The sequence below is a fragment of the Fructilactobacillus sp. Tb1 genome (assembly GCF_050500285.1).
GTDB lineage: Bacteria > Bacillota > Bacilli > Lactobacillales > Lactobacillaceae > Fructilactobacillus.
The window spans coordinates 186664-201028 of sequence record NZ_CP191377.1 but is presented as its reverse complement, the minus strand read 5'-3'; the positions used below and the strand labels follow the sequence as shown (position 1 = coordinate 201028).

The 14365-nt window shown below is 33.1% G+C and carries 15 protein-coding genes; 14 read left to right on the top strand and 1 reads right to left on the bottom strand.

From position 1 onward, the window contains the following. Nucleotides 1-52 precede the first annotated feature (52 nt). The 11 genes from ACQW5G_RS01145 (at nt 53) to ACQW5G_RS01095 (ending at nt 12195) form a co-directional block, all read left to right on the top strand. Nucleotides 53-757 carry a distal tail protein Dit gene (locus tag ACQW5G_RS01145; protein ID WP_429971276.1) on the top strand — a complete coding sequence of 235 codons (705 nt, stop codon included), beginning with the start codon at nt 53-55 and terminating at the stop codon, nt 755-757. Further along, on the top strand, nt 754-4617 hold the full coding sequence (locus tag ACQW5G_RS01140; RefSeq protein WP_429971275.1) for a phage tail spike protein: 3864 nt from the start codon (nt 754-756) through the stop codon (nt 4615-4617). Before ACQW5G_RS01145 ends, ACQW5G_RS01140 begins: the two co-directional genes overlap by 4 nt. An 11-nt stretch (nt 4618-4628) precedes the next feature. Further along, nucleotides 4629-5063 (top strand): DUF1617 family protein, encoded by a 435-nt coding sequence (locus ACQW5G_RS01135; RefSeq protein WP_429971274.1) that lies wholly within the window; start codon nt 4629-4631, stop codon nt 5061-5063. A gap of 11 nt (nt 5064-5074) precedes the next feature. Next, the gene (locus ACQW5G_RS01130; RefSeq protein WP_429971273.1) at nt 5075-5347 is read left to right on the top strand and encodes a hypothetical protein; all 273 of its coding nucleotides are present in this window, start codon (nt 5075-5077) and stop codon (nt 5345-5347) included. A gap of 21 nt (nt 5348-5368) precedes the next feature. Next, entirely contained in the window at nt 5369-5803 is a 435-nt protein-coding gene (locus tag ACQW5G_RS01125) for a phage holin family protein (protein WP_429971272.1), read from the top strand. Nucleotides 5804-5854: 51 nt separating this feature from the next. After that, a complete protein-coding gene (locus ACQW5G_RS01120; protein ID WP_429971271.1) occupies nt 5855-6937 on the top strand; it encodes a GH25 family lysozyme in 1083 nt (360 codons plus the stop codon). A gap of 128 nt (nt 6938-7065) precedes the next feature. Then, entirely contained in the window at nt 7066-7563 is a 498-nt protein-coding gene (locus ACQW5G_RS01115) for a hypothetical protein (protein WP_429971270.1), read from the top strand. A gap of 478 nt (nt 7564-8041) precedes the next feature. Then, nucleotides 8042-8320 (top strand): AbrB/MazE/SpoVT family DNA-binding domain-containing protein, encoded by a 279-nt coding sequence (locus tag ACQW5G_RS01110; protein ID WP_429971269.1) that lies wholly within the window; start codon nt 8042-8044, stop codon nt 8318-8320. Nucleotides 8321-8400: 80 nt separating this feature from the next. Next, on the top strand, nt 8401-8739 hold the full coding sequence (locus tag ACQW5G_RS01105) for a type II toxin-antitoxin system PemK/MazF family toxin (protein ID WP_429971268.1): 339 nt from the start codon (nt 8401-8403) through the stop codon (nt 8737-8739). Between the two features lie 604 nt (nt 8740-9343). Continuing rightward, nucleotides 9344-9868, top strand: a complete 525-nt coding sequence (gene trmL / locus ACQW5G_RS01100; RefSeq protein WP_429971267.1) for a tRNA (uridine(34)/cytosine(34)/5-carboxymethylaminomethyluridine(34)-2'-O)-methyltransferase TrmL — start codon at nt 9344-9346, stop codon at nt 9866-9868. Between the two features lie 14 nt (nt 9869-9882). Next, nucleotides 9883-12195 carry a DNA translocase FtsK gene (locus tag ACQW5G_RS01095; protein ID WP_429971266.1) on the top strand — a complete coding sequence of 771 codons (2313 nt, stop codon included), beginning with the start codon at nt 9883-9885 and terminating at the stop codon, nt 12193-12195. Between the two features lie 45 nt (nt 12196-12240). On the opposite strand, the gene ACQW5G_RS01090 is transcribed toward ACQW5G_RS01095, so the two are convergent. After that, nucleotides 12241-12366: a DUF4044 domain-containing protein gene (locus ACQW5G_RS01090; RefSeq protein WP_429971265.1), complete on the bottom strand. Its 126-nt coding sequence runs from the start codon at nt 12364-12366 to the stop codon at nt 12241-12243. A gap of 86 nt (nt 12367-12452) precedes the next feature. Here ACQW5G_RS01090 and ACQW5G_RS01085 point away from each other — a divergent pair, with 86 nt between their 5' ends. The 3 genes from ACQW5G_RS01085 to rsmH all read left to right on the top strand — a co-directional run bounded on the left by ACQW5G_RS01085 (nt 12453) and on the right by rsmH (nt 14356). Next, a complete protein-coding gene (locus ACQW5G_RS01085) occupies nt 12453-12842 on the top strand; it encodes a DUF3397 family protein (RefSeq protein ID WP_429971264.1) in 390 nt (129 codons plus the stop codon). Nucleotides 12843-12972: 130 nt separating this feature from the next. After that, a complete protein-coding gene (gene mraZ, locus ACQW5G_RS01080; protein ID WP_429971859.1) occupies nt 12973-13398 on the top strand; it encodes a division/cell wall cluster transcriptional repressor MraZ in 426 nt (141 codons plus the stop codon). A gap of 13 nt (nt 13399-13411) precedes the next feature. After that, nucleotides 13412-14356 carry a 16S rRNA (cytosine(1402)-N(4))-methyltransferase RsmH gene (gene rsmH / locus ACQW5G_RS01075; RefSeq protein WP_429971263.1) on the top strand — a complete coding sequence of 315 codons (945 nt, stop codon included), beginning with the start codon at nt 13412-13414 and terminating at the stop codon, nt 14354-14356. Nucleotides 14357-14365: the final 9 nt, after the last annotated feature.

The window sequence follows — 14365 nt, the reverse complement described above, 5'->3', positions numbered from 1 at the left end:
TTTAAATCCTAGTTCATCAGATTTACCAATTGATTTACTACCGTCTGAAGCAATGTATTTACATAATTCTAATAACTTTATTGAGAATTTAATTTCTGGATATCAAACCTTGACCGTTGATGGTCGGGGAATGCTTGGCTATAAGTTAAATGCAAATGAAATTAATGGTGGTGACGGGCAAATGTATTTAGGCGCCACTTTGCCACCTAGAGAAATTGAAATTGAATATGTAATAGATGCACAAACACCAGAACAATTTATTGAGAAGCTAGATTTATTAACTAATCTTCTGCTTGATAAACAGTTCTGGTTTTCTTTTAAAGACGATCCTAATTGGTATTATCAAGGAACAATAAGTGATTTTATCCCACCAGATAAAGGAGCTTTGTTTGCTAAGGGTTCCTTTACAATCACTTGTTCTGATCCATTTAAATATGGGATAGCTAAACAATCAAATGGAACAGTTGAGCTTAAAAATAAAGCTAAAATTGTTGAAATTGATTTCACACCGCAAGCAGATGTAGGTAAATTCACATTAACTAATGATTTAAATCAAGCCATGATTATTGATGGAACGGTTAAATTAGGAGATACGATTAAAATCTTCCCTCAAGAACCATTGATTATGCTTAATGGCACCATTCATACAGAATGGTTTGGATACAGCTCAGACATAGAAGACTTTGCAATGACTAATAACATCAAAACGAGTATTTCGGGCAATTTAAACATCACATATAGGGAGGTTAGACTATGAATTTGTTTCTTATTGATAAACATGAAAACGTTATTGGAGTAATTCCTGATAGCAAAATCATAGACCTAACTCAATCACTAGAAATCAACCAAGCTGATGTTTTAAACGGGACAATTACTTTAGATAAATCATTAAATTTAGACGATGTTAGGTATTTTGCTGTTCCTGATCGTGATAATAAGCATAACTTATGGCTCTACCGTAAGACGACAGTAAAACTGGAAAATGATGATATTATCATTCAAGGTGTGAATGCTTTCTATGATGATTTAAAAGCTTATGGGTACATTAAAGATAAGCGCCCAAATTCCATTAATGCTGCTGACGCAGTTAGATTAATTTTGGCTAACACTAGATGGAATATTGACTTTGTAGATTCAGAGTTAACCTCAAGTCAAGCAGAACTACATGACACTAGTTTTTATTATTTAACTTATTTAGATGCCATTAAGTCGATTGAGGACACTTGGACGGTTGAAATTCAACCATTTATTAATATTGAGGGGAATAAGATTACCCGTAAATATGTAAATCTCTATAAACAAATGGGAAGTAACAGAGGTAAACGTTTTGTTTATGGTAAAAGTGCACTCCAAATTGTTAAAGAGTCAGATGACACTGATGTCTATACAGCCTTAATTGGTCGTGGAGCTGGGATTGCTGAACAAGATGAAAACGGTAATGATACAGGCGGATATAGTCGTAAGATTACTTTTGCTGATGTTGAATGGTCGCAAGCTAAGGGAGATCCAGTTGATAAGCCAAAAGGGCAAGAATGGGTTGAATGGTCACAAGCTACTAAAGAATTTGGTTATTCTGATGGTACGCCAAGATTTGGGATTGTTGAATTTCAAAATGAAGAAGATCCAACCAATTTATTAAAAGAAACATGGAAAAGTTTACAAAAGTCTGCAATTCCAGCAGTGCAATTTAGTGCAACTGTCGGAGATGTGGGATTTTTAAGTCTTGGAGAAACCGTAGCAATTGTTCGCTATGACTTAGATATTAAATATCAAACTCGTGTTATTAAAATTGAGTGGAATAGAAAAAACGAGCAAGCCTCTCAAATTACTTTAGGAGACAAACTCGTTCAAACTGCCGCAGATAGATATAGAAGTGTGCAGTCAGAAGCTTATAAAGCACGTGATATTGCTGATCAAGCTACTTCACAAGCAAACTTTGCCATTGATAATGCAGGTACTACGGTTGAGTGGGGGTCTAATGAACCTACCAATCCTAAGGAAGGAACAATCTGGTACGACAGGCAGCTTGATGGAACTGTTGTCATGAAAAAATATGAAGACGGACAATGGATTATTTTGATTGACGATACTACTGGCAAGCAGATTGAAAACAAAGTTGATAAAGCTGAAAAAGATGTTAACCAGTTAAAACTTGATACAACCAGCGCACAAGCTGAAATTAACAATAAACTTACTGCGAATGATAAAAAGTTATCTGATTTTAATAATGATTTATTAAAAAATGAAACAAAGGTTGATAGTTTAAATACTCAAATATTAAATGTCGATAAGAAAACTGACGACATTAAAAATAGTGCAGACAGTGCTATTACGATTGCCAATGATGCTAAAAATGGCTTACTAACAAAGGTCGATAGCAATGAATTCCATAGTTCAATTCAACAGGTTGATAATGCCATTCAGACTAAAGTTAATAGTTCTGATTTTAATTCTAAAGTAACTCAATTAGATTCTTCTATTCAGTCAAAGGTTAGTAGCGATACTTTTTATTCTCAAATTACACAATTAAGTAATGGGATATCATCAACAGTCTCAAAAATTGATAATTTACAAATTGGTGGTAGAAACTTGTTACATCACACAGGTGATTTACAAGATTGGCAAGTTTACAATTTTGCTGGAATAGAAGGCAACCTAGATTTAATGTACAAAGGACTGGTCAGCTATTGGGCTCGTGGAACATGGGCTGCAATGTGTGAAGATGTTACAGATAATTTAATTATTGGTCATCAATATACAGCTAGTGCATGGATAAAAGGGGATAAGGAAAGCGACTGCCAACTAAATTGGTTTAGTCCTTATCAAACTATAGCTATTACACACCACATTACCAATGATTGGCAAAGATATCATGTAACATTTACAGCTACTGGTCCAGACACTACATATGGTTGGCGTACTGACATTGAAGCTGCTGATATGGGAAATCTTGAACAATTTAACGTGTGTGGTATGAAGCTAGAAGAAGGAAACATTGCGACTGATTGGACGCCTAACCCCGATGATATGGCTAAACAATCACAGATTACTCAGTTAGATAACGAAATTCAAACTAAGGTAAGCAATGCAGACTATGAAAGCAAAGTTACACAGTTAGCAAACGGAATTCAATCAAATGTGACTGCAATTAATAATATTAAGGTTGGTGGTACCAATTTATTAACAGGAACTAAGAGCTTTGCTAATACTTGGAACAATAATAATGCTGGGATAGAAGGCAATCATGACAATTGGTACAAGGATTTTACGACTACTTGGGCACTAGGAGCTTATGGTAGTGTTTGTTTTTCAGTTATTGAGGATTGGTTAGAGGCTGGTAAAACCTACACTGTCAGTGCGTGGCTACGTACTTCTGAGTCTGGAAGTACCAAATGTGATATTCGCTTTTATTCGCCACGTAGTTGGGCACAATTAACGGATAACATTTCTACACAATGGCACCGTTACAGTGCTACCTTTGTTGCAAGTGACAATGTCAATCCTAATGGTCTTCGGGCTGATATTGAACAATCATATGATAATGGAGGTGCATTATACGTTGCTGGAATTAAGGTTGAAGAAGGCAATGTAGCTACGGACTGGTCACCTGCTCCTATCGATTTAGCTACACAGTCTCAAATTACACAATTGTCAGATAGTATCAATACAAAAGTTAGCAATGCAGACTTTATAAGTAAAACTACACAGCTTGCGGACGGTTTAAGTGCTAATGTAACAGACACTAAGAATGCATGGGGAACTATTAACCGTAATAGCGGTAATATCTCTGTGCTAAGTAATAACATTAATTTGAAAGTATCCAAAAATGATGTGGTCAATCAGATTAACATTAGTACCGAAGGTATTTTAATCGATGGAAAACGTACTCATATTACAGGTCAAACTGTAATAGATAATGCCGTCATTAAGAATGGAATGATTGATACCATGAGTGCTAGTAAATTAACAGCGGGAACGATTGACGCTAATGCGATTAATGTTATTAATCTTCGTGGTAATAATATTGTTTCTGGTTCAATTACAGCAGATAAAATTGCTGCTGGTCATATTTTAGTTGGATTAGACAATAGCCTTGCCAATTTACAATTAACACCTACAAGCCTTGTAATGCGTGATGACAATAATCAAGCAGTATTTATTATGAATAAAACTGGTATGCGTGTTAATGACGCCGAAAACAACGAACAGGTTGGTTGGATACATGCTAATCGCATGGTAGATAATCACTACTTTAATGGTTTAATGATGGACGTTGATGCTAGTGGTGATTATATCGGTTGGGGTTCACACTCTGATAATAATTCTAATTATGAAATTAAAATGGCTTATTACAAGAATGGTTATACGGGTGTTGACCCAGATACGTTAGTTATTGAGCCTAGATTGCAATTAGTAAGCGGAGATATTAGACATAATGGTGCAACTCTTGAAATGCGTAATTCAATGCTAGATGGTAAATATAATTTACCAACTCTTGGTAGAGGTCGATCATTTATTATGTTTGGTGATACTGATGTATTCGTAGTTATTAATGGATCTCGCTATAGTATGAATGATGTCATTCATTCAATTGGAACTGGATCAACTTGGAATTAGGAGATAATAATATGCAAATTAAATTAACTAAAGGTAATGTGGAAGCAATGATTAGCTTTCTAGAAGATATTAGCTTAAGTGGTGGGAAAGTTAATCGAGCCCGTTTTAGGTTTATAAAGCTTTTAAATAATAAATTGACTGAAATTAACGAAGATAGATTAGAAATTGCTAAAGGATACGCTAATCTAGACAAAAATGGCACAGCAAAAATTAAAGAAGATGGCACTTTAGATATTGAAAAATCTAAAATACCATCTTTTTCTTTAGCTCAAAATGAAATGTATCAAGAAAATGCTTTAATAACCGTTGATGATTATGTTGAACAATTACAATTGTTGTTTAATGCTCTAATTAATTATGAAAACGAACTACAAGGGAATAATTTGATTGCTTACGGAGTATTACTTGATGCCTTTGAAGACGCTGGCTTTACAGAAGGAAAATAAGGAGAATAAAAATGCTAGAAACAAAAAAATCGATTAACTTTAACGGAACATCAGAAATTAATGGTACACCTGCAATGATTTTATCAGCAAATGTTAGTGAAAATGGATCAATTAGTTTGAATGCGAATGTCGTTAATCAAACACTTTACAATGAAAATAAAACAGAAATTCAAAAAGACCTTACTGATTTTAACGGTAAGGCTTTTTCTTTGAGTGAAGAAACTAAATCAGATACTGAAAATACGACCGATCCTAATACACAAAATACAACTGATTCAAAATAGCAATATAGGAGTTTAAAAATAATGCACACAGTAACGTTCTTTCATCTATATTTAACTTCTATGGATAAAGGATTTGGCTCTTTTATGTTTCAAGCACTGATTGCAGTAGTCATTGCGGACGTTTTATTAGGAACTGTTCGAGGTTGGTTATTAAAGAAGGTAAATTCCACAATATCGGTTAATGGCTTAGCTAAACATGTAATGATTATTGTGATTCCAATGTTTTTGTATCCTTATGTAGATATTATGGGGTATGGCTATTTTGGTGATGCGGTCATTGCATATTTAGCCTATGCGCAATTAACTAGCCTTGCTGAAAATTGGATTGCAATGGGGCTACCTTTTGACCCTAAATGGAAACAATATTTTGATGAAAAGAAAATTGAACAAAAAATGCGGACTGGTTCAATTCATACCGATAATCCAGTTCCAGATGAAAAAGATAAGAAACTATAAGACTTTTAGTAGATTGGCTAAGAGTCTTTTTTATTTGTGAAAGGAAAATATATGCAAGTAAAGAAAATTTTACCCAGCCTAATAATTATCCCATTATTTTTAACGTGTTTATCTCTAACTGCTAATGCTAAACATGGAGACTTAGGAACAGATGTATCAAAATATCAATCATCAGTGATCAACGTTACTGGTAAAGATAAGTTTTCGTTTGCACAAATTGGTGGAACGATTAATGGTTGGATTTATGATCAAGCTCCTTACTCATATCAAGTCAATCAAGGACGTAACGATGGCTTTAGAATGCATAGTTACGTTTGGTTGCAAGATGGTGCTAACCAAGCACAAACTAAAGCAGCCATGGACTATTTCCTATCTAAGATTCAAACACCTTACGGTTCTGACATTGGGGTGGATTGGGAAGAAGGTGCATCAGCAGATAAGGAAGCTAATACTGCCAACGTTATCTACGCCATGCAACTAATTAAGCAAGCTGACTTTACTCCTGTACTTTATAGTAGTCGTAATTACTTAAATCAAACGGTAAATGTAGGTGAAATTATTAAGCAATTTCCTAACAGCTTGTGGTTGGCTGAATATTGGTATTCAGGTGATATTGAACCTGATTTCAATCATTTTCCTACGTATGATAACGTAGCTATGTGGCAATATAATTACACACCACGTGATTTAGATGTTGATTTAACTGGCATTACTGATAATGGCTATACTAAGAACACTAACGTAAATCCGAGTGATCAACCGATTGCACCACAACCTCAACCAGCTAAGCCTGCGTGGAATCCACAGATTTATACAGTTCAATCGGGTGATACTTTAAACAGTATTAGTAATAAAGTTGGTGATAGTGTGGCAACGTTAGAAGCTAATAATCAAGTAAGCAATTTAATTTACCCAGGACAAAAGTTATTAGTAAATAATTTTAACCACTACAACTTAAATGAAAATAAGTTAACTCAACGTGTTCGCTACGTACAACCAGGTGATAGCTTAACGAGATTAAGTTATTTAATTGGAGATAGTTGGCAAACAATTGTTGCAAATAATCTAGATGTATTTACCAATGGATATTATTCAATCATTTATACTGGACAACCAATCTATTTTTATAGATAATTAATAAGTTCCTTTATGTATCGGACACAAAATAAGCTCACTACCTTAATTGGTAGTGGGCTTTTTTGTTTTGCATATTTTTAAATCTATATAAGTGTTATAATTGCCCAAAAAGGGGATGTAATATTTTGAAAAATAATTTTGTTAAAAATATTTTGCTTTCAAAAGTTATCTTAACAATTCTTTTAGTTAGTTGCATTGGAACAATTGTTTTTACACGTATTAATAGCTATTGTGCTAAAATAGCTACTATACTTTTTCCATTTCTTGTTTCAGTGCTTATATATTCTTTTGGTATTTCATTCAATAGAAATACCAAAATCTTTGATGTTGAAAGAGACTTATATGAATATATAATTAAGAGTGAAATGATTATTAGCACAGAAAATATAGATGAAAAAAACTACATATTAAGTGAAAAAATTAAGCTTGTCAATGGAATTCTTGGGAATAAAGATAATTTGAACATGTTTAAAAATGCTAAATTTGTCTGTACAAATTGTGAATGTCATTCTTTTCATAGAAGAAATCAGCGTAGTGAAGATATAAAAAGAATAAGATATATAGAAGATATGGAAGAATTGAAAAATTACTTGATCAAACAAATGTCTTCCGCATGGAACTAGATCTTATTTAAAATAATAAGATTTTTTGTTATATTCAATGTTAATAGGTTAACAAGCTAAAAATTTGTATTGAATGATTAATTTGATATATTTAATGTACTTCCAACTTTGGAAGTACATTAATTTTTTTATTTCTGATTTAAGGAAAGAATCCCGTGGAAAAGGGATCCTTTTTATTATGCATAAATACTATCTAATGTTACAATGTAACCGTCCATGTACCGGACATATATTATAATGATGCAAAAAAGCTCACTCTTAACTGAGTGGGCTTTTTTGTTTTGCTTATTTTTTGAATGGTCCAATTTGCGTATTTAAAACAACCAACAAACTTTTGATAATTATCAAAAAATAAATATTAGCAGTTATATTTCACCAAGTTATAACAATGTGGTAACATTGAATTGTGGATATTCCACAAGTTATTATTGAATATAAGGGGAGTGTTTGTTATGCATATGTTAGGAGTTAATCAGTTATGGAAACTTTGAAGCTAAGACGTTTTGGAAATAGTAATGGAATTATAATTCCAAAAACAATTTTGAAACAGATTGGGATAGTAGATGTAACTGATCAAAAATTTAATATTAATGTAGATTCAAATGATGGAAGCATTATTTTGAGCAAAAAAAGAAGAAACAAGGCTGATGAATTCGATGCCTTGTTCGATAATTTTGATTTAAAAGGTTATGAGAAAAATAACCCTGATGAATTTAAAGAAGCTTGGGGTAAACCAGTCGGAAAAGAAGTAATTTAATTATGTATCTAAAGTCCAATTGCTTATAAAACGTATAGACACTGATGACTATAAAAGCTGCATTTAGAAAGGTACATAATATGTACGATGATAAACTCTTACAACAAGGCGATGTTTTATTTTGTGACCCAGAACCATTAGTTGCTGGGCATGAACAAAATGGAAGACGCCCGGTGTTAGTGGTTTCAAATGAAAGTTTTAATTCTCATACTGGATTAGTTAAAGTTGTTGCAATCACTAGCACTACTAAAACGTTTCCGACAAGGGTTAAGATACCTAAAGGCGAGATCGTTCATGGAGATATTTTAACTGATCAAGAGAAAACAATCGATCCAGAAGCTAGACACGTTGTTGTGAAAGGGAAATTATCAAATGATGTGATTGAAAGTGTTATTAGTCTTATTAGTAAATCATATTAAAAAAGCATTTAGTTAGATATCTAACTAAATGCTTTAATGAAATGCGATTATAATTACAAACTCCCAATTTGTAGTTATAATCGCATTTTTTTGTATAATTGTCAATTATCTATTTTTAAAAAGAAACAAAAAAATTGATAAATAACGTGCTGAGCAATTATTTCTATTCTTTAAAAGATAAAATCAAACATAGATCGTTTAAAATCGTTTAAATATAAAGCAAAGAATGAACGATTTGAAACGTAAATGGTAAGTAAATGTAGAAAATATGCTTAAATACATTGATAAAAGAAAGCAAAAACTAAAAGATAATATAAAAAATACGACTAATTAATAGTTACCATAAAAGTCCCATATTTTTTAAATATTAATAGGTATACATAAATATATTCTTAAATTAGTTTGTTGATAATAGCGGGGTTTAAATGCCAATAAGAATCGATAAATGTCACATTATGAAACTACGTATGTCATAAAAATTCCTCCAATGTTTTTATTATACTGATTTTTATATCATAATTCAGAGATTGAGAATTGCAATTTTAAACAGCATGTTATAATTAGTTGTTAAAGATTATCGAAGAAAAAGAATTGGAGTAACAAAATGACAAATCATATCGTTTTATTTGAACCACTTATGCCTGCTAATACGGGAAATATTGCTAGAACTTGTGCTGGAACTGATACAGTTTTGGATTTAATCAAGCCTTTAGGTTTTACGATTGATGATAAACACTTAAAACGTGCTGGATTAGATTATTGGGATAAAGTTGATATTCACTATCACGAAAGTTTACCGGAATTTTTGGAAACGGTGAAAGATAAGAAAAACTTATTTTTGGTTTCTAAATTTGGTAAATTTAATTACACTGATCATGATTATTCTGATGTCAATGAGGAACGTTATTTCCTATTTGGTAAAGAAACAACTGGTCTTCCTGAAAGATTCGAACAAAAGTATGCTGAACAAGCAATCAGAATCCCTCAAGATGACTCACACATTCGGGCGTTGAATCTATCTAACAGTGCCGCAATTGTAATTTATGAAGCATTAAGACAACAAGATTTTGCCGGTTTAAACAAAGTGCATAACTATGAACACGATAAATTATCTGAATTTAAAAAATAAAGTGGGGTGTTTGTTTGGCAACTAGAAGAAAAACAACAAAACGACGTCCAAAGTCACGGAAAAAGAAAAATGATGGTTTTCTCCAGCGGTCAATGCAATTTTTATTGGAAAACAAACTAAATTTTTTAGGTCTTTTATTAGTTTTAATTGGGGCTTTAGCATTCTTTAGTTTTGGGTTGATTGGAAACTTCTTTGCTAATGTAGTTCGAATTGGCGTAGGAAACGCATATCGTTTAATTTGGATTTTGTTGGCGATCGTTGGCGGATTTTTATTTGTAGAACGGCCATTACCCAAAATCAAAGACCGTTATATTTGGGGTTTTCTAATTGGATTAGTTGGTTATTTATTATTTGCCTCAACTATGATGTTTAGTGCATTAGGACAAAAGTATCAATTTATTGATATTACTTTGCATACGGTAATGAATGATTTAGCCAACTCAACCACGATCACTAATGTTGGTGGGGGGATGATTGGGGCTGGTTTACTTCAAGTCTTCAATACTTTAATCTCCTTTGTAGGAACTCAGGTATTATCTGTCTTGTTAATGATTACGGGGATAATTGTCTTTTTCAAAATTCCAGTGGGAACGTGGTTTAAAAATGGGCTTGAAAGTGGTAAACGTTGGGCTAATGTTTTGGAAGCCCGTTATCAACGACGTAAGTTGGCAAAACAAGCTGCTATCAAAAATAAGCCTGTTAAACGGGTTCAGCCAATGCCTAAGCCCGTGGAAGAAAGTAATCCACAACCAAAGCAAGTACCAGTTGAAAAGGTCGAACCACAAGTAGAAATACATAAACCAGAGCCAGAAACTAAAAAAGCACCCGTTAAAATTAGAATGGCTAGTGATAATCAAACTAAAACAGAAGAATTTAAACGACCAGTTAAATCCGATAATAGTGATTATGAGTTACCTTCAACTGATTTATTAGCTCAAATTCCAAAAACTGATCAAACTGAAGAAATTAAGGCTATTGATAAGAATACCCAAGTTTTACAACAAACTTTAAAGAGCTTTGGGGTGGATGCAGAAGTTAAAAATGTTAGTTTGGGACCTTCAGTTACTGAATATGAATTACATCCAGCAATTGGAGTTAAAGTTAGCAAGATTGTAAACCTTAGTGATGATTTAGCGTTGGCATTAGCAGCCAAAGATATTCGAATTGAAGCTCCGATTCCTGGAAAGTCTTTGATTGGAATCGAAGTTCCTAACAAAGAAGTCTCAACGGTTTCATTTAGGGATACTTTTGAATCGCAAGGTAAAAAAGGTTTTGATAAAGTCCTCAGTGTTCCATTAGGAAAAGACGTTAATGGAAATGTGATTTCATGTGACATTACTAAGATGCCTCATTTACTAATTGCTGGATCAACTGGTAGTGGTAAATCAGTTGCCATTAATGGGATTTTGACGAGTGTCTTGTTGAAAGCCACTCCTGATCAAGTTAAATTAATGTTGATTGATCCTAAGAAAGTTGAACTTGGTGTTTATAACGGAATTCCTCATTTACTTTCACCAGTGGTTTCAGAACCAAAGAAAGCTGCACGTGCTTTAAATAAAGTCGTGGAAGAAATGGAAAAACGTTACGAGTTATTTGCCAAAACTGGTCAACGTAAGATTGATACCTATAATGATTTTGTCAGAGAACAAAATAAAAAGAATGGGACAGATGTTCCAACTCTTCCATATATTGTTGTAGTTGTTGATGAATTAGCTGATTTGATGATGACAGTTTCAAATGAAGTCGAAACTTCAATTATTCGGTTAGCTCAAATGGGGCGTGCTGCTGGAGTGCATATGATTTTGGCAACCCAACGTCCATCTGTTGATGTTATTACTGGGTTGATTAAAGCGAATGTGCCATCGCGAATTGCGTTTGCGGTTTCAAGTGGAACTGACTCCAGAACTATTCTGGATTCCAATGGGGCAGAAAAACTTCTTGGTCGTGGTGATATGCTGTATGAACCAATTGATCAAAATAAACCAACTCGAATTCAAGGATCATTTATTTCTGATCAAGATGTTGAAAACATTGTTGACTTTGTTAAAGCTGAAGGCGAACCGGATTATGATGATAATATGGTAGTCACTGATGCCGAAATGAAACAAGAAGACGATGATGAAGAAAAAGATGAACTATTTGATGAAGCTTTAGCGTTTGTAACCCATGAACATAAAGCTAGTACTTCAATGTTACAACGTCGTTTTAGAATTGGTTATAATCGAGCTGCACGAATTATCGATGATATGGAACAACGGGGATACGTTGGGCCACAACGGGGTAGTACCCCAAGAACAGTTTATAAACAAGAAACACCGCTTGATTAATTCCTAACAAAAAAGACTGGAGTCTAATCGACTTCAGTCTTTTTATTACATATTTTCGAATACAGCAGATGCTGATACGAGAACAACTCCCAAGAGGGTAATAATAATCATAATCCATACGAAGACATATAAGATTTTTTGGAAAGTTGTTTTATCACGCCATTTTGTCAAAATTAACACCACTTTCGTTGTCTAATGTTTTAATTCTAACTGTGGATTACCAACATTGCAACTAAATGAATGAAAAGAGGAATAATATGAGTTTAATTTCGTACCCAGAAACAACCCACCAAATTTTGACCAGTCAAAGAGCTCCATTTTTAATTTTAATTATTGGAATCTTAATCCTATTGATTTTAAAAAGAACTCTAAAAAGTTCGAGGATCAAACGGATTAAAGCAATTGATTTATTTCCGTTTTTTGCAATTGTTGCGATTCCAATTTTAACTTTGAATAGTCACGGAAATACTTTATTACCAATTTTAGTTTTTGTATGGATGTTAATTGGACTTGGTTGGATTTTGTATCAAGTAATTTCAACCGGTGATTTTGTCATCAAAAAATTTTTAATCGCTTTTTGGCGAATGAGTGATCTTTATTGGTTAATTTTATACGTGATTTCTTTTGGTATAAAGCTTATAAATTAGTTATTTATTAGGAACTTTTTGAATTATTTCTTAAGGTTCTTTTTTTGTGGTTAAAAATGGGAGAAAAGTGGTTCAAAGTGGCAGATTGTGGTAGACTAAAATTATTATTAGGAGAAGGGTGGATGATGAAATGTTTATGGGTGAATATCGTCATAATATTGACTCAAAAGGCAGAATCATCATTCCAGCTAAATTTCGTGAGCAATTAGGGCTCAAATTTGTAATTACACGTGGACTAGATGGATGTTTGTTTGGATATACTGCAGATGAATGGCAAAAAGTTCAAGATGAAGTGGATAAATTACCATTTAATAAGGCCAATGCACGTAAATTTGCTCGTTTGTTTTTATCCGCTGCTACCGAATGCGAAATTGATAAACAAGGTCGGGTTAATTTACCTGAACCTTTGATTAAATACGCTGATTTAATTAAAAATTGTGTTTTAACTGGTGTATCAACGCGGTTTGAAATTTGGAATGCAGATAAATGGGATGAATATAACGAAAAATCTCAGGATGAATTCAATGAAATTGCAGAAGATTTATTAGACTTTTAAAGGGGGAAAGTTAATGGCAGAATTTAATCATGTTACCGTAATGCTGAATGAAGCAGTTGACGGTTTAGATGTTAAACCAGATGGTGTTTATGTTGATTGTACACTTGGCGGGGGAGGGCATAGTTCGTTATTACTTTCCCAGCTTACAAACGGACACCTATATTCTTTTGATCAAGATGATCATGCAATTGAGTATAATAAAGAACATTTAAAAAAATATTTAGCTGAAAATGAATTAACTTTTATTCATGATAATTTTAGAAATTTAACTAAAGATTTGAATGAACAAGGTGTATCTGAAGTTGATGGAATTGTTTATGATTTGGGAGTTTCATCCCCACAGTTTGATGATGCTGAACGTGGATTTAGTTATCAAAAAGATGCTCGCCTAGACATGCGGATGGATCAAAGACAAGATTTAGATGCATGGAAAGTCGTTAATGAATGGCCCTATGAACAGCTAGTTCGAATCTTTTTCCGATATGGGGAAGAAAAGTTTTCTAAACCAATTGCTAGAAGTATTGAAAGAATTCGAGAAGAACATTCCATTAATACAACTACTGAATTAGCTGAAATTATTAAAAATGCAATTCCTGCCGCAGCTAGACGACATGGTGGTAATCCTGCCAAAAAAGTTTTTCAAGCAATTCGAATTGCAGTTAATGATGAGTTAGGTGCATTAGAAGATTCTTTAGAACAAGCAATCGAACTTTTAGCACTTCATGGAAGAATTAGTGTTATAACTTTTCAACCATTAGAGGATCGTTTAGTTAAAAGAATGTTCAAAGAAAAAACTACAATTGAAAATTTACCACCTAATATTCCGGTGATTCCTGAAGAAATGCAACCGCATTTTAAAATGGTTCAAAAAAAGCCCATCTTACCCAGTGAAAATGAACAATTAGAAAATCACCGATCACATAGTGCAAAATTAAGAATTATTGAAAGAATTAAATAGGGGGATTCA